The 20,460-nt window shown below is 72.8% G+C and carries 21 protein-coding genes; 14 read left to right on the top strand and 7 right to left on the bottom strand.

From position 1 onward, the window contains the following. Positions 1-129 precede the first annotated feature (129 nt). The 5 genes from fxsA to AB0E98_RS31955 form a co-directional block, all read right to left on the bottom strand. Entirely contained in the window at positions 130-717 is a 588-nt protein-coding gene (gene fxsA / locus AB0E98_RS31935; protein ID WP_361709536.1) for an FxsA family membrane protein, read from the bottom strand. 74 nt (positions 718-791) lie between these two features. Then, positions 792-1,568 carry a polyprenol monophosphomannose synthase gene (locus AB0E98_RS31940; protein ID WP_361709570.1) on the bottom strand — a complete coding sequence of 259 codons (777 nt, stop codon included), beginning with the start codon at positions 1,566-1,568 and terminating at the stop codon, positions 792-794. Between the two features lie 8 nt (positions 1,569-1,576). After that, entirely contained in the window at positions 1,577-3,190 is a 1,614-nt protein-coding gene (gene lnt / locus AB0E98_RS31945) for an apolipoprotein N-acyltransferase (protein ID WP_361709573.1), read from the bottom strand. A gap of 539 nt (positions 3,191-3,729) precedes the next feature. Then, entirely contained in the window at positions 3,730-5,361 is a 1,632-nt protein-coding gene (locus AB0E98_RS31950; RefSeq protein ID WP_361709539.1) for an amidohydrolase, read from the bottom strand. Between the two features lie 55 nt (positions 5,362-5,416). Then, on the bottom strand, positions 5,417-5,860 hold the full coding sequence (locus AB0E98_RS31955; protein ID WP_004948875.1) for an Lrp/AsnC family transcriptional regulator: 444 nt from the start codon (positions 5,858-5,860) through the stop codon (positions 5,417-5,419). 196 nt (positions 5,861-6,056) lie between these two features. On the opposite strand from AB0E98_RS31955, the gene AB0E98_RS31960 reads away from it, so the two are divergent. Together AB0E98_RS31960 and AB0E98_RS31965 are read left to right on the top strand one after the other, a co-directional pair. Then, positions 6,057-6,428, top strand: coding sequence for a hypothetical protein (locus AB0E98_RS31960; protein ID WP_311610604.1), 372 nt, complete (start codon positions 6,057-6,059; stop codon positions 6,426-6,428). Between the two features lie 86 nt (positions 6,429-6,514). Then, positions 6,515-7,717 carry a pyridoxal-phosphate dependent enzyme gene (locus tag AB0E98_RS31965; protein WP_361709542.1) on the top strand — a complete coding sequence of 401 codons (1,203 nt, stop codon included), beginning with the start codon at positions 6,515-6,517 and terminating at the stop codon, positions 7,715-7,717. A 55-nt stretch (positions 7,718-7,772) separates the two neighbouring features. Here AB0E98_RS31965 and AB0E98_RS31970 read toward each other — a convergent pair whose 3' ends face one another. Then, on the bottom strand, positions 7,773-8,945 hold the full coding sequence (locus AB0E98_RS31970) for an acyl-CoA dehydrogenase family protein (RefSeq protein WP_361709544.1): 1,173 nt from the start codon (positions 8,943-8,945) through the stop codon (positions 7,773-7,775). 298 nt (positions 8,946-9,243) lie between these two features. On the opposite strand from AB0E98_RS31970, the gene AB0E98_RS31975 reads away from it, so the two are divergent. Then, entirely contained in the window at positions 9,244-10,473 is a 1,230-nt protein-coding gene (locus tag AB0E98_RS31975) for a glycoside hydrolase family 18 protein (RefSeq protein ID WP_361709545.1), read from the top strand. A 55-nt stretch (positions 10,474-10,528) separates the two neighbouring features. Here the strand turns inward: AB0E98_RS31975 and AB0E98_RS31980 are convergent, their stop codons facing one another. After that, positions 10,529-11,401 (bottom strand): polysaccharide deacetylase, encoded by an 873-nt coding sequence (locus tag AB0E98_RS31980; RefSeq protein WP_361709548.1) that lies wholly within the window; start codon positions 11,399-11,401, stop codon positions 10,529-10,531. 268 nt (positions 11,402-11,669) lie between these two features. On the opposite strand from AB0E98_RS31980, the gene AB0E98_RS31985 reads away from it, so the two are divergent. The 11 genes from AB0E98_RS31985 (at position 11,670) to AB0E98_RS32035 (ending at position 20,392) form a co-directional block, all read left to right on the top strand. Next, complete coding sequence (locus AB0E98_RS31985; RefSeq protein WP_361709551.1) at positions 11,670-12,221, top strand: flavin reductase family protein; 552 nt, start codon at positions 11,670-11,672, stop codon at positions 12,219-12,221. Beyond that, positions 12,218-13,714 (top strand): AMP-binding protein, encoded by a 1,497-nt coding sequence (locus AB0E98_RS31990; RefSeq protein ID WP_361709552.1) that lies wholly within the window; start codon positions 12,218-12,220, stop codon positions 13,712-13,714. The genes AB0E98_RS31985 and AB0E98_RS31990 overlap by 4 nt, the downstream gene beginning before the upstream one ends. A gap of 5 nt (positions 13,715-13,719) precedes the next feature. Further along, on the top strand, positions 13,720-13,989 hold the full coding sequence (locus AB0E98_RS31995) for an acyl carrier protein (RefSeq protein WP_361709555.1): 270 nt from the start codon (positions 13,720-13,722) through the stop codon (positions 13,987-13,989). After that, positions 13,976-14,353, top strand: coding sequence for an ectoine synthase (locus AB0E98_RS32000; protein ID WP_361709557.1), 378 nt, complete (start codon positions 13,976-13,978; stop codon positions 14,351-14,353). The genes AB0E98_RS31995 and AB0E98_RS32000 overlap by 14 nt, the downstream gene beginning before the upstream one ends. Before the next feature lie 74 nt (positions 14,354-14,427). Beyond that, positions 14,428-15,564: an acyl-CoA dehydrogenase family protein gene (locus AB0E98_RS32005; protein WP_361709560.1), complete on the top strand. Its 1,137-nt coding sequence runs from the start codon at positions 14,428-14,430 to the stop codon at positions 15,562-15,564. A gap of 2 nt (positions 15,565-15,566) precedes the next feature. Next, positions 15,567-16,250, top strand: coding sequence for a transglutaminase-like domain-containing protein (locus tag AB0E98_RS32010; protein WP_361709576.1), 684 nt, complete (start codon positions 15,567-15,569; stop codon positions 16,248-16,250). Positions 16,251-16,293: 43 nt separating this feature from the next. Then, positions 16,294-16,614, top strand: a complete 321-nt coding sequence (locus AB0E98_RS32015) for a multidrug efflux SMR transporter (protein ID WP_126913236.1) — start codon at positions 16,294-16,296, stop codon at positions 16,612-16,614. Next, positions 16,614-17,075 carry a multidrug efflux SMR transporter gene (locus AB0E98_RS32020; protein ID WP_361709562.1) on the top strand — a complete coding sequence of 154 codons (462 nt, stop codon included), beginning with the start codon at positions 16,614-16,616 and terminating at the stop codon, positions 17,073-17,075. Before AB0E98_RS32015 ends, AB0E98_RS32020 begins: the two co-directional genes overlap by 1 nt. Beyond that, positions 17,072-18,310, top strand: coding sequence for a styrene monooxygenase/indole monooxygenase family protein (locus tag AB0E98_RS32025; protein WP_361709563.1), 1,239 nt, complete (start codon positions 17,072-17,074; stop codon positions 18,308-18,310). The genes AB0E98_RS32020 and AB0E98_RS32025 overlap by 4 nt, the downstream gene beginning before the upstream one ends. Positions 18,311-18,329: 19 nt before the next feature. Then, positions 18,330-19,760: a UbiD family decarboxylase gene (locus AB0E98_RS32030; RefSeq protein ID WP_361709566.1), complete on the top strand. Its 1,431-nt coding sequence runs from the start codon at positions 18,330-18,332 to the stop codon at positions 19,758-19,760. After that, the gene (locus AB0E98_RS32035) at positions 19,757-20,392 is read left to right on the top strand and encodes a UbiX family flavin prenyltransferase (RefSeq protein ID WP_361709567.1); all 636 of its coding nucleotides are present in this window, start codon (positions 19,757-19,759) and stop codon (positions 20,390-20,392) included. The genes AB0E98_RS32030 and AB0E98_RS32035 overlap by 4 nt, the downstream gene beginning before the upstream one ends. The last annotated feature ends 68 nt before the right edge of the window (positions 20,393-20,460 follow it).

Consider the following 20,460-nt stretch of genomic DNA (forward strand, 5'->3'; position numbering starts at 1 on the left):
CAGTGGCCCGGGCCCTTTTATGCCCTGGGGCGGCCGAAGCCCGGTGCGGAGATACGACTGCGGCCCGTCCGTGGCTGGTCGCGCAGTTCCCCGCGCCCCGTTCGGGGCGCCCCACTCCCAGCGGAGCGCTCAGCGCGGCAGCTGGGGGCCGTCCGTGCGCGGGGCCGACGGCCGGTCCTCGCGGACGACCTCGCCCTGGACGACCTTGCCGTCGGGCTGCCGCATCCGTGCCCGCTGCGCCTGCTGGAAGGCGTCCCCGAGGGTCCCCGGCGCCGCCTGCGCCGTGTAGCCGGTCAGCTTCCGCTCCGCGGCCTTTCGGATCAGCGCTCTCGTCGGCGGGAAGAGACAGAGCAGCCCGGCCACGTCGGAGATCAGCCCCGGCACCATGAGCAGCAGCCCGCCGAGCATCGTCAGGGCGTTCCCGCCGCCCTCGCCTTCCTGCGGGGCCCGCGGGGCGGCGCCCTGCTGGAAGGAGCCGCTCAGCCGCTGCCAGGCCCGCCGCCCGGCCCGCTTGATCACATACGAGCCGGCGATCACTCCCCCGGCCAGCAGGGCGAACACCGCGAGCCCGCCCGCCGCGCCCGCGACCAGCACCAGCAGCCAGATCTCCAGGACCGCCCACACGGCCACGCCGAGCGGGACCAGCCTGCGGGCCCGGCCGCGCCCCGGCGGCCGGTCGTTCAACGTCTGCTGCTGCTCCTGCGCTCCGAACGTCATGCCTCAAGTGTGCCTGGACGGCGGCCGGACGGCCGGAGCGCGTTTATGGGGTCCTTACCGGCCCCGGCGGGGCGTCACCGCTCCTTGCCGAGGGCCTTGGAGGTCGCCTTGGCGACCCGGGAGCCGACGCCCCAGGACGTGACCCGCCACAGCGCCTCCGCGACGATGTCACGGCTCATCTTGCTGTCGCCCAGCTCGCGCTCGACGAAGGTGATGGGGACCTCCACCACGTGGAAGCCCGCCTTGACCGCGCGCCAGGCGAGGTCGACCTGGAAGCAGTAGCCCTGGGAGGCCACCTCCTCCATGCCCAGCCCCTCCAGGGTCTCCCTGCGGAAGGCCCGGTAGCCGCCGGTGACGTCACGGATCGGCACGTCGAGCATGAGCCGGGAGTAGGTGGAGCCGCCCCGGGAGAGGAACTCGCGGGACTTCGGCCAGTTCACGACCCGGCCGCCGGGCACCCAGCGCGAGCCCAGCACCAGGTCGGCGCCCTTGAGCGCGGTGAGCAGCCGGGGCAGCTCCTCCGGCTGGTGGGAGCCGTCGGCGTCCATCTCCACGAGCACGCCGTAGCCGTTCGCAAGGCCCCAGCGGAAGCCCGCCAGGTAGGCGGCGCCGAGTCCTTCCTTGCCCTGCCGGTGGAGCACCTTGACGTGCTCGTCATCGGCCGCCAGCTCGTCGGCGAGCTTTCCGGTCCCGTCGGGGCTGTTGTCGTCCGCGACGAGGACGTGCGCCTCCGGCACGGCCTGCCGCACCCGGGCGACGATGGGCTTGATGTTCTCCGCCTCGTTGTAGGTCGGGATGATCACCAAGGTCGTGCCGAGCGGACCGAATCTCCGCTGACCACCGTCGTTCACTTCTGGCACTACTGGCCCTTCCGGTTCGAGGTCTCGTCCGACCGTGCCCGACGGGAGGTCAGGACTGCGGCCGCGCAGGACAGAAGACCCACCATAGCGAGCGCCCATTCCGGGCCCGCACCGACGCGGTCGGCGACGGTCGTGCCGTCACGCAGGGGGATGCGCGCGGAGATCACATCACGGGTGAACTCCTCGCTCCGCCGGAGCACCCGGCCGTCGGGGGCGACGACCGCGCTGATGCCGCTCGTGGCGGCCGTGACCACGGCCCGGCCGTGCTCGACGGCCCGCAGCCGGCTCATGGCGAGCTGCTGCTCGGGCTGGCCGGTGCGGCCGTAGGTGGCGTTGTTGGTCTGGACGACCAGGGCGCGGGCGCCGGCCGCCACCGTGTCGTGGACGATCTCGTCGTAGGCGACCTCGAAGCAGATGACGTCGCCGAGCCGGGCCGGGCCGACCTGGAGCACACCGGTGCGGTCGCCCGGGTAGAAGTCGCGGGGGACGCGCTGGAGCCGGGTGATGACCTTGCTCAGCTGGTCCCGGAAGGGCACGTACTCGCCGAAGGGCACCGGGTGCTGCTTGGAGTAGGAGGCGCCGGGGCCGGTCACCGGGTCCCAGACGATGCCCTTGTTGTCGATGTAGCCGCTCTTGCCGGGGTGGTCGACGAGGGCGCCCACCAGGACGGGGACGCCCACGGCCCGCACCGCCTCCTGGATGCGGTCGTAGGCCTCGGCGTACTGGAAGGGGTCGAGGTCGGAGGAGTTCTCCGGCCAGATCACCAGATCCGGCCTGGGCGCCTTGCCCGCCTTGATGTCCCGGGCCAGCTGGAGCGTGGCGTCGACGTGGTTGTTGAGCACCATCAGGGGGCGGCCCAGGAAGTCCATGCCGGGCTTCTCCACATTGCCCTGGACGATCGCGATGTTCACGGTGTCGTCCGCCTTCGTGGGCACCGGCACGGCGTACCCGGCGAGCGCGACCACCAGGGCCGTCCCGAGCGCCCCGGCGGCGGGCAGCACGGCCCGTACGTCCCGGCGGCCGCCCCGCGGCCGCCACCCGGCGAGCAGCGCGTACGCCAGCAGCCCGCCGGCCAGGGCCACCCCGAAGCTCACCAGCGGCGCCCCGCCCAGCGCGGCGAGCGGGGTGAAGGGGGAGCCGGTGTTGGCGAAGGCCAGCCGGCCCCAGGGGAAGCCGCCGAACGGCGTCCGGTCCCGCGCCCACTCCTCGGCGATCCACAGGCACGCCCCCCACAGCGGCCACACGGGCAGCCGGGAGGTCAGCGCGAGCCCGGCGCCGAGCACGGCCAGGAAGACCGCCTCGATGACCGACAGGCCCAGCACGGCGTCGTAGCCGACCACGTGCAGCCAGCGCAGCAGGAAGAAGAAGAACGGCAGCCCGAACGCGAAGCCCGTCCAGGCGCCCTGGCGGACGGTGCGCCCCCGGGTCAGCAGGGCCAGCGCGGCCACCGAGGCCACCGACAGCGGCCACAGGCCGTACGGGGGGAAGGCGAGGGCGAGCGCGAGCCCGGCGACGGCCGCGAGGGCGGTGCGCCGGACCTCGCGGCGGGCGAGCCGGGCCAGGCGGACCGCCCGGCCCGGGCGCGGCACGGGGGCCGGGGGCGGCGGGGCCAGGACGGCTTCAGGTGTGGTTTCGGGACCCGAGGGCACGGTCGCTTCTTCCTGGAGCTGGCAGGGGTGTCAGCTGACGACCGTACCTCGGTCGGGGGCGCTCGCGGCCCGCAGGGGCGGCGATCGCCCGCCCCTGCGCTCGGGTCGGAATGGGGGCCCGGTGTCCTTCGGGCCGACTCCCGGAACCGCCGGCTGCGGTCGGCCGAGAGCCGTTGTCTACTGAACGTCCGGGCCCCACCCGGGTCGCACCTGCCGGCCCGGCCGAACCTTCCCTCGCCCCCGTGCGCTGGACCTGGCTCCCAGTGGCGGGGCCGCCTTCCCGGCGCACCGCCCCATGGCCCAGCGGCGTTCGACGACTGCGTGGAGGTTCCCCGGTCGGACGTCCTTGGTGGACAGCGGAGAACCTACCGGCCGCCGCCCGGAGTGTGTCAACACCCTCGCGACCTGCGTGTGTCGCTCAAATCAGCAGGTCAGTACGGTAGATGAGGCCGTGCGGGGGCGACCCGGGGGACGTCGTTCGGCGGTACGTGGATCTTGGCGCGTCACTCGTTCGGGCGCGCGTGGACCGTCCGCCCGCCCACGACCGTCCGCAGGCACACCGGCAGCGGGGCGCCCGGGGTGAGGTCGGGCAGGCCGGGGGTGCCGGAGCGGGGGTCGGTGGACCAGTTCGCCACCCGGCTGTCGGGCACCTGGACCACCAGGTCGCCGGTCTCCCAGACCGCGTAGTCCGCGGGCGCGCCCGGCACCAGGACGCCCGCGTCGTCCCGGCCGACGGCCCGCCAGCCGCCGCGCGTGTGCGCGGTGAAGGCGGCCCGGACCGAGACACGGTGCTCGGGCGTGCGGTGGAAGGCGGCGGCCCGGACCGTGCCCCAGGGGTCGAGTGGGGTGACGGGGCTGTCGGAGCCCAGCGCGAGCGGGATCCCGGCGCGCAGCATGGCCGCGTACGGGTTGAGCGTACGGGCCCGCTCGCGGCCCAGGCGCTCGGCGTACATGCCCTCCTCCCCGCCCCAGGCGGCGTCGAAGGCGGGCTGGACGGAGGCCGTGAGGGCGAGCTCGGCGAAGCCCGCGATCAGCTCGGGGGTGAGCATCTCGGCGTGCTCGACCCGGTGCCGCGCGGCGCGGACGCGCTCCAGGCCCACCTTCTCGGCGGCGGCGCGCACGCCCTCGACGACGGTGGTGATCGCGGCGTCGCCGATGGCGTGGAAACCGGCCTGGATGCCGGCCTCGGTGCAGGCGGCGACGTGGGCGGCGACGGCGGCGACGTCCAGATTGGCGCTGCCCGTGCCACCGGGGGCATCAGCCTTGTCGACGTACCGCTCATGTAGCCAGGCGGTGTGCGAGCCGAGCGAGCCGTCCACGAACAGGTCGCCGGCGGCGCCGAGCGCGCCCAGCGCGCGGATCCGGCCGGCCTCCTCGGGGGTGGTGATCCGTTCGGCCCAGTAGCCGGTGACCCGGGGGCCGGGCTCCTCGGCTGCCAGCCGCAGCAGCCCGGTGAAGTCCTCCTCGGAGGAGATCAGCGGACCTGCGCACTCATGGACGGAGCCGATGCCCAGGGCCGCCGCACGGGCGAGCGCGGCGCGCTGCGCCTCGGTGCGCTGGGCGGGGCCGAGGGAGGCGTGCGCGGTGGTGCGCACGGCGTGGTGGGCGTCGCCCGTCAGCGGGGCGTCGGGGGCGAAGCCGGACAGCTCGCGGACGCCGGGGACGAGGTCGAGGAGGGCGGTGGTGACGACGGCGGAGTGGACGTCGGTACGCGTGAGGTAGAGCGGCCGGCCGCCGGTGGCCTCGTCGAGCTCCCGGCGGGACGGGGGCCGACGGTCGGGCCAAATACTCGCGTCCCAGCCGTGCCCGAGCAGCACCCGGTCGGCGGGGCGCGCGGCGGCGTAGGCCCGCACCCGGTCCAGGGCGGCGCCGAGCGTGGGCACGCCGGTGAGGTCCAGGCCGGTCAGCGCGAGGCCGGTGGAGGTGGTGTGCACGTGGGCGTCGGTGAACGCGGGGGTGACGAGCGCGCCGCGCAGGTCGACGACCTCGTCGACGCCGTCGGCGAAGGAGTCGGCGGCGCCCTCGGAGCCGACCCAGGAGACGCTGTCGCCCTCCACGATCATCGCGGTGGCGAAGGGGTCGGCGGGGCTGTAGACGTTGCCGTTGCGCAGCAGCACGGTGGTGGGCTCGCTCATGAGGATCAGTCTCTCCCCAGCCCCGCCCCTTCCCGAAACCGGGGCTCCGCCCCAGTCACCCCACCCGTGGCGGCCTCGCCTCGTACGGCGTCGACAGCACGATCGTCGTCCGGGTCGAGACGCCCGCCAGCGAACGGATCCGCGCCAGCAGATGCTCGAGCTCCAGCGGCGTGGCGACCCGCACCTTGAGGATGTAGTTCTCGTCACCCGCCACGCTGTGGCACGCCTCGATCTCGGGGATCTCCGCGAGCCGGTCCGCGATGTCGTCGGGCGCGCTGGGATCGAAAGGCTTCACCGAGATGAAGGCGGTCAGGGGCAGCCCGACGGCCTCGGGGTCGACGACCGCCGCGTAGCCGCGGATGACGCCCCGCTGTTCGAGCCGGCGCACGCGCTGGTGCACCGCCGAGGTGGACAGGCCAGTGGCCTTGCCCAGGTCGGTGTAGCTCATCCGCCCGTCCTTGACGAGCAGTTCCACGATCTCTTTGTCCAGCTCCTCCACATGGGTCAACCTACTGGTTCCTGGCGCGCCGGGCACAGTCGACGGCGCCGCAGGCGCGCGGAGCCTGTGACCAATGCCACAGACGTGCACCCGTGTCCTCCCGTGCGCGGCGATTACCCGCCTTGTCGTACGGGAAGTGCTTGCTGTGGCCGCGGCCGAGGTGCCCGGCCGGTCCATCCGAGGGGGAAAACACACCATGCCCAGCCTGGAACGCCTGGAAACCGACGGCGACGGTGGTCTGTACGAGGAGACCTACGAGATGTTCCGGGTGATGTGCCCGGACTGCGCGCGGCCCATCGCGCTCCTCGCCGACGAGGACGTGCTTCCGGAGCACGCGCTGTGCCCGTCCCCGTGGGATCCGTTCGGGCTGACGGTCTGCCCGGGCTCGGGGTGCGGTGTGGAGGAGACCGATCCGGCCGACGAGTCGCAGGGCGCCCAGGACCTGGACGCGGCGCTGCTGCTGACGCTGCCGGAGAGCCTGGACTGGCGGACGCAGCCGTTCTCGCACATCGGGGGGCCGGGCTCGCGCCCGCTGCGGGTGCCGGAGCAGGGCGGCCGCCGCTCCTGACGGCAGGTCATCCGGGGCGAGAGGGGACTGCTACGGTCGGGGCCTCGCGCGCCGCGCGGGGCCCCGACGACCCTTGAGGAGTTCGCGTGCCGTTGCCGATTCCCCTCCACTGCCCGCGCTGCGGTGCCGCCGCCGAGGACTTCTCGGGCTGCGCGGCCTGCCGGGAGGAAGGGATCGGCGCCAACCCCGTGCCGCCGCTCGCGGATCTGTCGGGGCTGTCCCTGGAGACGTATCCGGGCGGGCCGTGGGGCTGGCCCTCGGCGCTGTCGGCGCCCGTCGCCGCCCCGGTCACACTCGGCGAGGGCGGCACGCCCGTCGTGCCCCTGCCGGAGGACGGGCCTGACGGGCTGTGGGTGAAGTACGAGGGCGCCAACCCGACCGGTTCGCACAAGGACCGGGCGATGGCCGTGGGCGTCGCGGCGGCGCTGGCCGCCGGCGCGGACACGGTCGCGGCGGCCTCCTCGGGCAACGCGGGCGCGGCCGTCGCCGCGTACGCCGCCCGGGCGGGCCTGCGCTGTGTGGTGTTCACCACGGGCGAGGTCCCCGGGCCGCTGCGGGCGCAGATCGACGCGCTGGGCGCGGTACGGGTCGTCCGGGACGACACGGCCGCGCGGAACGCGGCGATGCGCGAGGCCGTCGAGCGGTTCGGCTGGTATCCGCTGACCAGTTACGCCACCCCCGCCCCGGGCGGCAACGCCTATGCCAACGAGGGCTACAAGTCCGTCGCGTACGAGCTCGCCCGGGACGTGCCCGGTTTCCGTACGGGCGCGGGGGCCGTGGTGGTGCCCACCTGCCGGGCCGATCTGCTGTCCGGGATCGCCCGCGGCTTCCGTGAGCTGCGGGCCGCCGGGCTGGTGACCGGTACGCCCCGGCTGGTCGCGGCCGAACCGGCGGGCGCGGCCCCGTACAGCGCGGCCCTGGCGCTCGCCGGACGGGCGGAGCAGGAGCGGGTGTCGGTGGACCCGGCGCCCTCCCCCGCCTTCTCGCTCGGCGAGAGCCGTCCGGTGTGGCAGGGGCTGGACGCGCTGTGGGGCGCGGACGGGGCGGCGCTCGCCGTGCCCACCGAGGAGTTCATGGCCGAGCACCGGGCGCTGGCGGCGCGCGGGTTGTTCCTGGAGCCGTCGTCGGCGGTGGGCGTCGCGGCGGCCCGCGGCTGGGTGCGTGAGCACGCCGGCGCCGGGCCGGTGGTCGTGATCGGCACCGCGACGGGGCTCAAGGACACGGCGAGCGTCGCCGGGCCCGCGGTGGCGGAGGAGCGCGTCCCGGAGCTGGCGAAGCTCACTCGCTGAGTGCGGGCCGTCCCTGGCTGGTCGCGCAGTTCCCCGCGCCCCTTACGGGGCCCCGTCAGCCCGACTCGGGCCCCGCGAGGTGCCGGGCCACCACCATCCGCTGGATCTGATTCGTGCCCTCCACGATCTGAAGAGCCTTCGCCTCCCGCATGTACCGCTCCGCGGGGAAGTCCGCCGTGTAGCCGTACCCGCCCATGAGCTGCACGGCATCCGTGGTGACCCGCATCGCCGCGTCCGAGCAGAAGAGCTTGGCCATCGCGGCCTGTTTGGCGAAGGGCCGACCCGCGTCACGGAGCCGGGCGGCGGCGAGGTAGAGCGCGCGGCCCGCCTCGATCTGGGTGGCCATGTCGGCGAGCATGAACCGCAGGCCCTGGAAGTCGGCGACCGGGCGGCCGAACTGCCGTCGTTCGGTGGTGTAGGACAGCGCCTGGTCGAGGGCGGCCTGGGCGACGCCGACGGCGCAGGCGGCGATGCCGAGCCGCCCGGAGTCGAGGGCGGACAGGGCGATGGCGAAGCCCTGACCCTCGTCGCCGACGCGCCGCGCGTCGGCGACCTCGACCCCGTCGAAGTGCAACTGGGCGGTGGGCGAGCCCTTCATGCCCATCTTCCGCTCGGGCGGCGCCGCCGTGAGGCCCGGGGCGTCGCCGGGCACGAGGAACGCGGTGATGCCGTGGGCGCCCTCGCCGCCGGTGCGTGCCAGGACGGTGTAGAAGTCGGCGATCCCGCCGTGGGTGATCCAGGCCTTGGTGCCCTCGATGGTCCAGGTGTCGCCGACGCGGGTGGCGCGGGTGCGCAGGGCGGCGGCGTCGGAGCCGGCGGCCGGCTCGGAGAGGCAGTAGGCGCCCAGGAGGCCCCCGCCGAGCATGGCGGGCAGGTGCGTCCGGCGCTGCTCCTTGGTTCCGTAGCCGGCGATGGCGTGGCAGGCGAGGGTGTGGACGCTGACGCCGAGGCCCACGGTGAGGCGGGCGGCGGCGAGTTCCTCGAGCACCTGGAGATAGACCTCGTACGGCTGGTCGCCGCCGCCGGACTCCTCGGCGTACGGCAGGGCGAGCAGCCCCGACGCGGAGAGCAGTCCGAAGACCTCGCGCGGGAAGTGCCCGGCGTCCTCCTCCTCGGCCGCGGTGGGCGCGATCTCCCGCTGTACCAGGTCCCGCACGAGCGAGATCAGGTCGCGGGCCTCCTCCGTGGGCAGCTGACGTTCCACCGGCCGCGGTCCGTGATCGGTCATGACGGTGGCTCTCCTCCCTGTCGGGCGCTGCGGCGGCGGTCGCCCGGGGGTGGGGGGCGACACTGCCGTGGATGCCCAGCCGATGGTCGCGCGCCGGGTCGCGGAAACGCGCGACCTGCGGCTGTGGCGGGTTGGAGTATGCCCGATCGGGGGCCCCGCGTCACCGGTCCGCCGATCTTGAATGTTTGCTCGGTTTGGTACGAACCATTGACCGTATTGGTCTAGTCCTCCTACGGTTTCCCCACCGTTCAACGCGTCCATGCCAAGAGCACGTTCCTCCCCCACCGAGGAGAACCTCATGCCCAGACCGTACGGACAGCGCGCCCGCGCCTGGCTCACGGCGGTGACCGCCGGAGCCGCCCTGCTGGCGGGCGGCCTCACCGCGAGCCCGGCCACCGCCGACGACACCACGGACACCTCGGCCGGCCACCGGGTGGTCGGCTACTTCACCAACTGGGGTGTCTACGAGCGCAATTACCACGTGAAGAACATCGAGACCTCCGGCTCCGCCGCGAAGCTCACCCACATCAACTACGCCTTCGGCAATGTCACCGGCGGCAAGTGCGCGATCGGCGACGCCTACGCCGACTACGACAAGTTCTACGACGCCGCCGGCAGCGTCGACGGCAAGGCCGACACCTGGGACGACGGCGCCCTGCGCGGCAACTTCAACCAGTTGCGCAAGCTCAAGAAGCTCCACCCGGGCCTCAAGGTGGTCTGGTCCTTCGGCGGCTGGACCTGGTCCGGCGGCTTCGGCGAGGCGGCGAAGAACCCCGCCGCGTTCGCGGAGTCCTGTTACGGGCTGGTCAAGGACCCGCGCTGGGCCGATGTCTTCGACGGCATCGACATCGACTGGGAGTACCCCAACGCCTGCGGGCTGACCTGCGACACCAGCGGCCGCACCGCCTTCCGTGACGTCATGGCGGCGCTGCGCGCGAAGTTCGGGGTCAAGAGCGTGGTCACGGCGGCCATCACCGCCGACGCCTCCTCCGGCGGCAAGATCGACGCCGTCGACTACGCGGGCGCCGCGCGCTACGTCGACTGGTACAACCCCATGACCTACGACTACTTCGGCGCCTGGGACGCCAAGGGCCCCACCGCCCCCCACTCGCCGCTGACGTCCTACAACGGCATCCCGAAGGACGGGTTCAACACCGAAGCCACCATCACCAAGCTCCAGTCGCTCGGCATCCCGTCGTCCAAGCTGCTGCTGGGCATCGGCTTCTACGGGCGCGGCTGGACCGGCGTCACCCAGTCCGCCCCCGGCGGCACGGCCACCGGCCCCGCGAAGGGCACCTACGAGGCCGGCTTCGAGGACTACCGGGTGCTGAAGAACGCCTGCCCGGCCACCGGCACGGTCGGCGGCACCGCCTACGCCAAGTGCGGCAGCGACTGGTGGAGCTACGACACCCCGTCGACCATCGCCGGGAAGATGGCCTACAAGAACCGGCAGAACCTGGGAGGCACGTTCTTCTGGGAGCTCGGCGGCGACACGGCCGACGGTGAGCTGATCAAGTCCATCAACTGACCCAACTCGCACGGAAAAACGCCTCCCGTCCGGCGGACGGGAGGCATTCGTCGTTTCACTCCGAGGGGAAGAGCCCGGGCTCGATCTCCGGCCGCTCCAGCGGCCGGGTGGCCAGCGAGGTGTCGGCCTTGGCGCGCTCGGCTATCTCGCGGCACGTCAGGAACTCCACGTCGCCGTGCGACATGCCGTACTCGATCAGGGAGCGCAGCGCCTCCGCCCGGCCCGGACGGCCGGTGAGGAAGGGGTGGTTGGTGAGCATGAACAGCGAGTTGTAGCGCCGCATCGCGTCCAGCTCGTACTTCCACATCGACAGCGTCTTCTGCGGGTCCTCGATGATGGACCCGATCTGCGGCGCCGGCAGGAACGCGTACTGCTCCCAGTCGTCCAGCGACCAGTGCGGCGGCAGTTCCACCACACCGCCCCGCTCGGTGGGCACATGGTAGGGGCGGTCGTCGTTCATCATCGACGAGTCGTAGAGCAGCCCGTACTCCGCGACCAGCGAGGCCGTCTGCCAGCTCGCCTCCCACAGCCCGGCGCGGTGGCCGTACACGGGCACGTCCTGCTTCCGGAAGACCTCCAGGGCGCGCTCGAAGTCGTTCCGTTCCTCGGCGGACGTCATCGACGTCGCCGGCACATGGCTGTAGGAGTGGTGCGCCACCTCGTGGCCCGCCTCCACCACCTGCGCCACGAGATTCGGGCGGCGCTCGGCCACCCAGCCCGGGAAGAAGAACGTGGCGGGCACGCCGAGTTCGCGCAGAATTCCCAGGATGCGCGGCACGCCGACATCCGGTCCGAAAGCCTGATGGGTCATCGTCATCGCGTGCCGTGCGTACTTCTCGCCCATGGAGAGCACACCGGTCTCGGCGTCCACATCGAATGTGAGCGCCACCGCGGCGGCCTTTCCGGGGCCAAGCCATGATGCAGTCATGAAAGGGACCCTAAACAGGGCGGCAACCCTTCACAATGGACACTCGCACATGATCACGGCCCCTTGCGTGTAGATCTGTACAACAGCCCCCACGGGGAGCCTTGTTAACAGACCTGACCTGCGCCGACACTCCGCCACCAGGGCCCGTCACCACTCGGACGGGTAGCCGGGCGGTACTACCCGAAGAGGTAGTGGAAGCGGCTTCACCGCACCTCGTACAGTCGTTGACGTCCCCGAGAAAAGCCCTCACGGAATGGCAGTGACAGTGATGGCATTACCCCCGACGTCCCGGGTACGGGCCCAGCCTGAAGAATGCCCGGAGCGGGAATTCCGCGCGGCGGCCGGTAAATTCGCGTCCGGTGTCACGGTGGTCACGACAAGAAATGTCGGCGAAGTGTTCGCCAAGACCGTCTCGGCATTCGGGTCGCTCTCCCTGGAGCCGCAGATGGTGTCCGTGTCCATCGGGCGGATGAGCCCGCTGGTGACGGCGGTCCTCGCCACCGAGGTCTTCGCGGTCAGTGTGCTCCGCGACGACCAGCAGCGCGTCTCCCGCCACTTCGCCACCCGCGGCAACGGCAGGGCGATCGGCGCCTTCCCGTCCGTGGCCACCGAATCGTTCGTCACCGGCGCCCCGGTCATCAGCGGGTGTCTCAGCTATTTCGACTGCCGGCTGGAGAGCGTGGTGGGCGGCGGCGACCACGCGATCCTGATCGGCAAGGTGGTCGCCACCGGCAGCGTCCCCGGACGCCCGCTGGTGTACTTCGACGGCGGCTACCGGGAGATCGACGCGCCCGGCGCAGCGACGGGCATACCGGCATGAGCCCGCTCACCGCCGCCTTCGACGCCCACGCCCGGCACACCCCCGACGCCCCCGCCCTGATCTGGCGCGGCACTCCCGTCCCCTACGGCGAACTGGGCGCGCTCGCGGGCGTCTTCCAGGAACGGCTGCGCCACCTGGGCGGCGACCGCACGGCACCCGTGTGCGTGCCCGCCCGCAGAACGCCGGAGACCCTGGCCCTGATCATCGCCGCCCTGCGCGACGGCCGCCCCGTGCTGCTGCCCTCCGCCGAGCTCGGCGCCGACACCCTGCGCGAGGTGACCGCCGGCGCGGGCATCGACCGGGTGCTGACGGCCGAACCCGCCTACGACGCGCCCGGCGGGCTCCACGTCGAGACGCTCGCTCCCCGGGCGGACGCCCCGGCCGTCCCCGAGGGGACGGGCCTGCTGCTCACCACGTCCGGCTCCACCGGAACGCCCAAGGTCGTGCCCCTGCCGCTCGACGCCGTCGGCCGTTTCACCGACTGGGCGGCGGAGCACTTCGGCATCGGGCCGGACACGGCGGTGCTCAACTACGCGCCCCTCAACTTCGACCTGTGCCTGCTGGAGGTGTGGACGACCCTGGCCGCGGGCGGCCGCGTGGTCCTCGTCGACCCGGAACGGGCCACCGACGGAGCCCATCTGCGCGAGCTGATATCCGCCCATGACGTCCACCTCGTCCAGGGCGTGCCGCTGCTCTACCGGCTGCTCGCCGAGGACGCCGACCGCAGTGAGGGCCCGCCGCCGAAGTCCGTGCGGCACGTCGTCCTCACCGGCGACGCGGTGCCACCGCGGCTGCTCGCCCGGCTGCCGGAGCTCTTCCCGGACGCCTCCTTCGCCAATGTCTACGGCTGCACCGAGACCAACGACAGCCTGATCCTGGACGCCGGGCCGCTGCTGGCCGGCGACCCGGAGACCGCGGGCCCGCTGCCGGTCGGCGGACCGCTGCCGGGCGTCCGCGTCCTGGTCCTGGGGGAGGACGGGCAGCCGGTCGACGGGCCCGGCACCGGCGAACTGCTGGTGCACACCCCCTTCCAGGCGCACGGCTACCTGGACCCCGCGCTCGGAGCCGACCGCTTCGTCCACCGCGCCGACGCGGACGGGCCCCGTATCTGGTTCCGCAGCGGGGACCTGGTCCGGCGGTCCGCCGACGGCACCCTCCATCTGGTCGGGCGCACCGACTTCCAGGTCAAGGTGCGCGGCGTGCGGCTCTCCCTGGAGGAGGTCGAGCAGGCCCTGCTCGCCCACCCCGAGGTGGCCGACGCGGTGGTCGTCACCGTCCCCGACGAGGCGGCCGGCAAACGGCTCCAGGCGCTGGTGCGCCGCACCGCCGGCTCCGGCCTCCACGTCCTCGCCCTGCGCGAGCACTGCGCCCGGCGGCTGGCCAGGACCGCCATACCGAGCGACATCCGCATCACCGACGCGGCCCTGCCGAAGGGCCCCACCGGAAAGAACGACCGCGCCGCCGTCGGCGACGTACGGCGGCTGAAGGGATAGAGGGCATGGACCGCCCCACGGAAATCAAGCGCTTCCTGATCACGGAGTTCCTGCCGGATCTGACCGCCGACCAGCTCGATCCCGACTACGACCTGCTGGCGACGGGCGTGATCGACAGCCTTCAGGTGGTCCGGGTCGTCAACTGGGTCACCACCCGTTACGCCGTTCCGCTCGACCAGGTCGAGATCACCCCCGGCGACTTCCGTTCCGTGAACGCCATCGACGCGTTCGTCACCGCTTTCGAAGAGACGAGGAACCAGAATGTTCACGCGTGAAAAGAACAAGGTCCAGACCGTCGAGTGGGGAAACGGGCAGAGCAGCAGACTGCTGACCGAGTCCGACGGAATGGGATTCACCGTCGCCGACACGCTCGTCCGCGCCGGCACCAAGTCGCGGCTCCAGTACCGCCGCCACCTGGAGGCCTGCTACTGCATCAGCGGCCGGGGCGAGGTGGTCAGCGCCGACGGCTCGAAGACCTTCCCCATCGAGCCCGGCGTCCTCTACGCCCTCGACGAGCACGACGCCCACTTCCTCATCGCCGACCCCGGCACCGATCTCCACCTGATCAGCGTCTTCAACCCGCCGCTGCGGGGCGACGAGGTGCACAGCCTCGACGAGAGCGGCTTCTCCCACTACTAGAACGCCCCGACGGGAGGCCGGGGACTTCCCCTCTCCGGCCTCCGTCCGGACCACACCGAGAAGGTCGGTACCTGATGCACTGGTCGGAAGATCAGCGAGAACTGCGGGCCGCCGTCGCGGCCCTGGGCGAACGGCTCGGCGAGGGGCACCTGGAGCGCGACCGCACGGGCGAGTTCTCGCACGACAACTGGAAGCTGCTGCGCGAGTCGGGCCTGTTCCGGCTGCCCTTCGAGGAGCGCTGGGGCGGCCTGGGCCAGTCGCTCACCACCACCCTGTACGTCCTCGAAGGCCTGGGGCAGGCGTGCCGCGACGCGGGCCTGAGCTTCTCGGCGACCACCCACATGGTGAGCACCGGCGTACCGATCCAGCGCTTCGGCTCGCCCGCGCTCAAGGAGCGCTTCCTGCCGGCGGTCTGCGCGGGCGATGTGATCGGCGCCCACGCGATCTCCGAGCCGGAGGCCGGCTCGGACATGCTCTCCCTGCGCACCACGGGCCGGGTCGAGGACGGCCACCTGGTCCTCAACGGCAACAAGGCGTTCGTCACCAACGGCCCCGTGGCCGACCTGTTCGTCGTGTACGTCTCGACGGGCGAGCGCGGCAGCCCCTTCGGGATCACGGCCGTCGTCGTCGAACGCGACCGGCCCGGCCTGACGGTGGGCAGCCCGATGGCGAAGATGGGCCTGCGCACCTCCCCGCTGTCCGAGCTGTTCTTCGACGACTGCCGGGTTCCCCTGGAGAACGTCATCGGCCGCGTCGGCACGGGCTTCGTCGTCTTCGACCACGTGATGAAGTGGGAGGTCCTGTGCTCCTTCGTCGTGAACATCGGCGAGATGCGGGCCCGTCTGGAGCGCGTGATCGACTACGCCCGCACCCGGAAGCAGTTCGGCAAGCCCATCGGCTCCCACCAGGCCGTGGCCCACCGGATCGCGCGGATGCGCGTCGCCACCGACACCGCCCGGACCGCCCTGTACGAGGCGGCGCTGAAGGTCGAGGCCGGCGAGGACGCCACGGTGGAGGTCGCCACCGCCAAGCTCCTGGCCAGCGAGGGCAATCTCGCCTCCGCCGTCGCGGCCGTGCAGACCTTCGGCGGCTACGGCTACATGGCCGAGTACGGCCTGGAGCAGGACCTGCGCAACGCCGTCGCCGGAACGATCTACTCGGGCACCACCGACATCCAGTACTCCCGCATCGCCACCACGATGGGTCTTTGACGATGAGCACTCCGGACTTCGCAGAATTCCTTCGTCCCACCGAGTTCCTCGACCACGACTCCCCCGAGGTCCAGGACTTCGTCGCACGGTCGGGGGCGCACGAGGAGACCACCGCGGCCCGGAAGGCCGTACGGCTCTACTACGCCGTGCGCGACGGCGTCGACTACGAGGTGTACGCCACCAGCCTGGAGCGCGCCGCGCTGCGGGCGAGCTCGGTGGTCCGCGCCGGAAAGGGCTTCTGCCTCCACAAGTCCGCGCTCTACGCGGCGGCGGTCCGCTCGGTCGGCGTCCCCAGCCGTCTGGTCTACGCCGATGTGCGCAACCACCTCGCCTCGGAGCGACTCCAGCGCATGGTGGGCGGCGAGGTCTTCCACCACGGCCTGGTCTCCGTCCACCTCGACGGCCGCTGGATGCGCGTCACCCCGGTCTTCAACGGCCTGCTGTGCCGGCTGTACGGGATGACGCCGCTGGAGTTCGACGGCACCACCGACAGCGTGTACCACCCGTACGACGCCCAGGGCGCGCGGGCGATGGAGTTCCTGACGGACTACGGCGACTACGCCGACGTGCCGTACGAGCTGCTGCTGGAGCGCATGCGCGCCAAGCACCCCGGCATGTTCGCCGCCGGGGCCGCGATCTCCGGCAGCGGTTCGCTGGCCGACGAGGCGCCCGTCCCCGCACCGTAAACCACCCGGAAGTCACCGGAAACCACCCGGAAGTCACCACTCCATGGCCTGGATCTACCTTCTCATCGCCATCGCGTTCGAGATCGTCTTCGCTCTCGGCGCGAACGCCTCCAAGGGCTTCACCCGCCTGTGGATCTCGCTGATCACCCTGGTCGGCATCGTGGGCGGCATCTACTTCATCAGCCTCGCGCTGCGCACGCTGGACGTGAGCGTCGGCTACACGATCTGGACGAGCGTGGGCGCCCTGGGCACGGTCGTCCTCGGTGCCGTGATCTTCAAGGAGAAGATCACGCCCGCCAAGCTGCTGTGCTTCGCCGCCATCATCGGCGGCGTGGTCGGCCTCAAGTCGATGGGGGCGGCCTGATGGGCGTACAGCGCACCGAGAGCGCGAAGGCCTGGACGCTCCTGCTGATCGCGGCCGCCTTCGAGATCGTCTTCGCCCTGAGCTCCGCCGCCAACGAGGGCTTCACCCGCCCGGTGCCGTCCCTGATCACCGCGGTGGCGGGCGGTGGCGGCGTGTATCTGCTGAGCCTCGCGCTCAGGACCCTCGACGTCGGCATCGGCTACACCGTCTGGACCGGCATCGGCTCGGTGGGCGCGGTGGTCTTCGGGGCACTGCTGTTCGGCGAGAGCATCACGGTCGGCAAGGTCGCCTGTCTCGTGGCGATCATCGGTGGGGTGCTGGGGCTGCACATGACGACGGAGAGCGCACCCGAGGCGGACCACGGGGCGGACGACGAGGCCGACCGGCCGGAATCCGCAGTAACGGACGCAGTACCGGACGTAGTACCGGACGCAGTACCGGAAAGGACAGCGAAGCAATGAAGCACAGCACACGGTCGATCGCCGTCGTGGGGGCGGGCCAGGCAGGCCTGCAACTCGCCCTCGGCCTGCGCCGCTCCGGCCATCACGTCACCCTCGTGTCGAACAGGACCGCGCGACAGGTCCTCGACGGCCGGGTGATGTCGACGCAGATCATGTTCGGCGACGCCCTGGAGACCGAGCGCCGCCTGGGCCTGGACCACTGGCAGGGCATCGCGCCCGCCATCGAGGGCCTGTCCTTCACCGTGGCCCCCGGCGCCGTCAAGGCCATCGACTTCGAGGCGCGGCTCGCGGCCCCGGGCCAGTCGGTCGACCAGCGCGTCAAGGTCGCCGCCTGGCTGGAGGAGTTCACGGCCGCCGGAGGCGACCTGCGCGTCGCCGAGGCGGGCGTGGCCGAGCTGGAGGGGCTGGCCGCGAGCCATGACCTCGTGCTCGTCGCCGCCGGCAAGGGCGAGATCGCCGGGATCTTCGAACGCGACGAGGAACGCTCGCCGTTCGCCGCCCCGCAGCGCGTCGCGGCCGTCTCCTACGTCCACGGCCTGCGCCCCCGCGACACCTTCGTCGCCTGCTCGGCCAACCTCATACCGGGCGTCGGCGAGTACTTCATCGTCCCGGCGCTGACGAAGAGCGGCCCCTGCGACTGCCTCTTCCTCAACGGCGTGCCCGGCGGTCCCCTGGACGCCTTCGCGGACGTCCGCTCCCCCGAGGAGCACCTGGACCGCACCAAGAAGCTGCTCGCCGAGTTCCTGCCCTGGGAGGCCGAGCGCGCCGCCGGGACGGTGCTCACCGACCCCGGCGGCGTGCTCGCCGGGCGGCTGACGCCGACCGTGCGCAAGCCGGTCGCCACCCTGCCCTCGGGCCGTAAGGTCCTGGGCATCGCCGACGTCCTCGTCGTCAACGACCCGCTGACCGGCCAGGGCTCCAACAGCGCCGCCAAATGCGCCGACGTCTATCTGCGGGAGATCCTCGCGCGCGGGGACGAGCCCTTCGACGCCGACTGGATGACGGCCACGTTCGAGGCGTTCTGGGAGTACGCGCGGCACGTCGTGCGCTGGACCAACGGTCTGCTGCCCCCGGCGCCCGCCCATGTGGTGGACCTGCTCGACGCCGCCCAGCGGCAGCCCGGGCTCGCCGCCCGTGTCGCGGAGGGCTTCAACAACCCGCCGAGCCTGGACCCCTGGTGGCACGAGCCGGAGGCGGCCCGCCGGGAGATCCTCCCGGAACCGGCCGTCCGGTGACGGGACGAGGAGAGGCATCATGACCGACCTGCCCGGTCTGTCCTTCCGGGCCGCCCTCGCGGCGGCCCGGAAGGAGGACCCCCACACCCACCACACCTACGACCAGCCGCTCACCCGGCACGAGATCGCCGCGCACTACGCCGCGCGGCACGCGGGCATCCCCGCCACGTCCTCCTCGCGCACCGAGGACATCGCGCTGTACACCCGCGTCACCGACGCGGCCGCCGGAATGCCCGTGGTGCTCGGGGCGTTCGGCGACGCGGAGCGCCTGCGGCGCTGGCTGCCCGGCCTGCCCCGGCGCACGAACGGGGACACCGTCGCCCGGCTGCTCGCCGCCTGCCAGGAGCCCGAGCACCTGGAGAGCTCGCCCTTCCCCCACGTACGGCTCGGCGAGGACGTCGACCTCGGGGCGCTGCCCGCGCTGTGGGCCACCGAGCGCGACGCCGGCCCGTACCTGACGACCGGGCTGCTCCACGCGCACGACCCCCGCACCGGGCGCGGCGCCACGGCCGTGCACCGGATGCTGGTCCGGGACCGGAACCAGCTGGTGATCTGGATGCTGCCCAGCCGCCGGCTGCTGGCGATGTACCACGAGGCGGTGGAGCGGGGCGAGCGCCTCCCGGTATCGGTGAACCTCGGGGCGCCGCCCGCCGTGATGGTGGCGTCGGCGGTGGGCAGCGACTTCCTGCCCGCCGGCGTGAGCAAGACGGCCCTGGCGGGCGCCCTGGCGGGCGGGCCGGTGACCATGGCTCCGGCGGTGAGCCAGCCGGTGCCGGTCTTCGCCGGGTCGGAGGTGGTCCTGGAGGGGTACTTCGACGGGACGACCGCCCCGGAGGCGCTGCCGGGCCGGCCGCCGGGGCATTCGCTGCCGGAGGTGCTGGGCTACGACGGCAACGCGGCGGAGGACCTTCCGGCGATCACGGTCACCGCGGTGACGTCCCGTGAGGCGCCGGTGTTCCCGGCGGTGATCGGGCCGGGCCGGGAGCAGTCGCTGATCCTTGGGCTGGCCGGCGCGGTGGCGCTGGGGCTGTCGGGGGCGGGTGGCGAGCTGCTGAGCGACGCCCACTACTCCCCCGCCGGCGGCGGGATGTTCCTGCTGGTGCTCCAGGTGCGCAAGTCGGGCCCGGGGGACGACGAGCGGGTGCGGGCGATGGCGAGGGACGTCCTGGACCGCCACCGGTTCGCCAAGGTGGTCGTCCTGGTCGACGGGGACGTGGCGCCGGACTCGGCCGAGGACGTGCTGTGGGCGATCACCACGCGCGCGGACCTGTCCGCCGACGCCCTGCACTTCACGGGCTTCCCCCGGGTCGGGCTCGACCCCTCGCAGGGGGAGGCGTGGGCCGCCGCGCGCGGGCGGGAGGCGACCGGGAGCCGTACGGTCGTCGACGCCACCGTGCCCTTCGCCCTGCGGGAGCGGCACGGCCGCAGCTTTCCCGGCGTCGTCGCATGACCGATCCGCGCACGACGGGGACGCGGCCCCGTCGGCTGATCGTGGGGATCACCGGGGCCACGGGTTCGGTGATCGGGATCAGGCTGCTGGAGGCCCTGCGGTCGCTGGACGTCGAGACCCACCTGGTGTTCACCAAGTGGGGGCGGGCGACGCTGGAGATGGAGACGGACTGGAAGGCGGCGGAGGTGGCGGCGCTGGCCGACCACGTCCACGGGCCGGGCGACCAGGCGGCGGCCATCTCCAGCGGCTCGTACCGCACGGACGGGATGGTCATCGCGCCGTGCAGCATGAAGACCCTGGCCGCGGTGCGGGCGGGGTTCGGCGACGGGCTGGTGCACCGGGCCGCCGACGTCACGCTCAAGGAGCGGCGCCGGCTGGTGCTGGTGCCGCGCGAGCTGCCGCTGTCCGAGATCCATCTGGAGAACATGCTGGCGCTCACACGGATGGGCGCGGTGATCGCCCCTCCGGTGCCGGCGTTCTACAACCGGCCGCGGAGCGTGTCCGACATCGTGACGCACATCGTGGCCAGGACGCTGGACCAGTTCGGCCTCGAACTGCCGGCGGCACGACGCTGGTACGGGCCGGGTCCGGCCCGCCGGGAGGGTGCCCGCGCCGGCGCGGTGACGGGCTGAGCGGCCGCACCGCCCCGGCGGGGGGGGGGGGGGCGCCGGGGGGGGGGCCGGCGGGGGGCGGGGCGCGG

The sequence above is a fragment of the Streptomyces sp. NPDC037389 genome (assembly GCF_040636475.1).
Classification (GTDB): domain Bacteria; phylum Actinomycetota; class Actinomycetes; order Streptomycetales; family Streptomycetaceae; genus Streptomyces; species Streptomyces hesseae.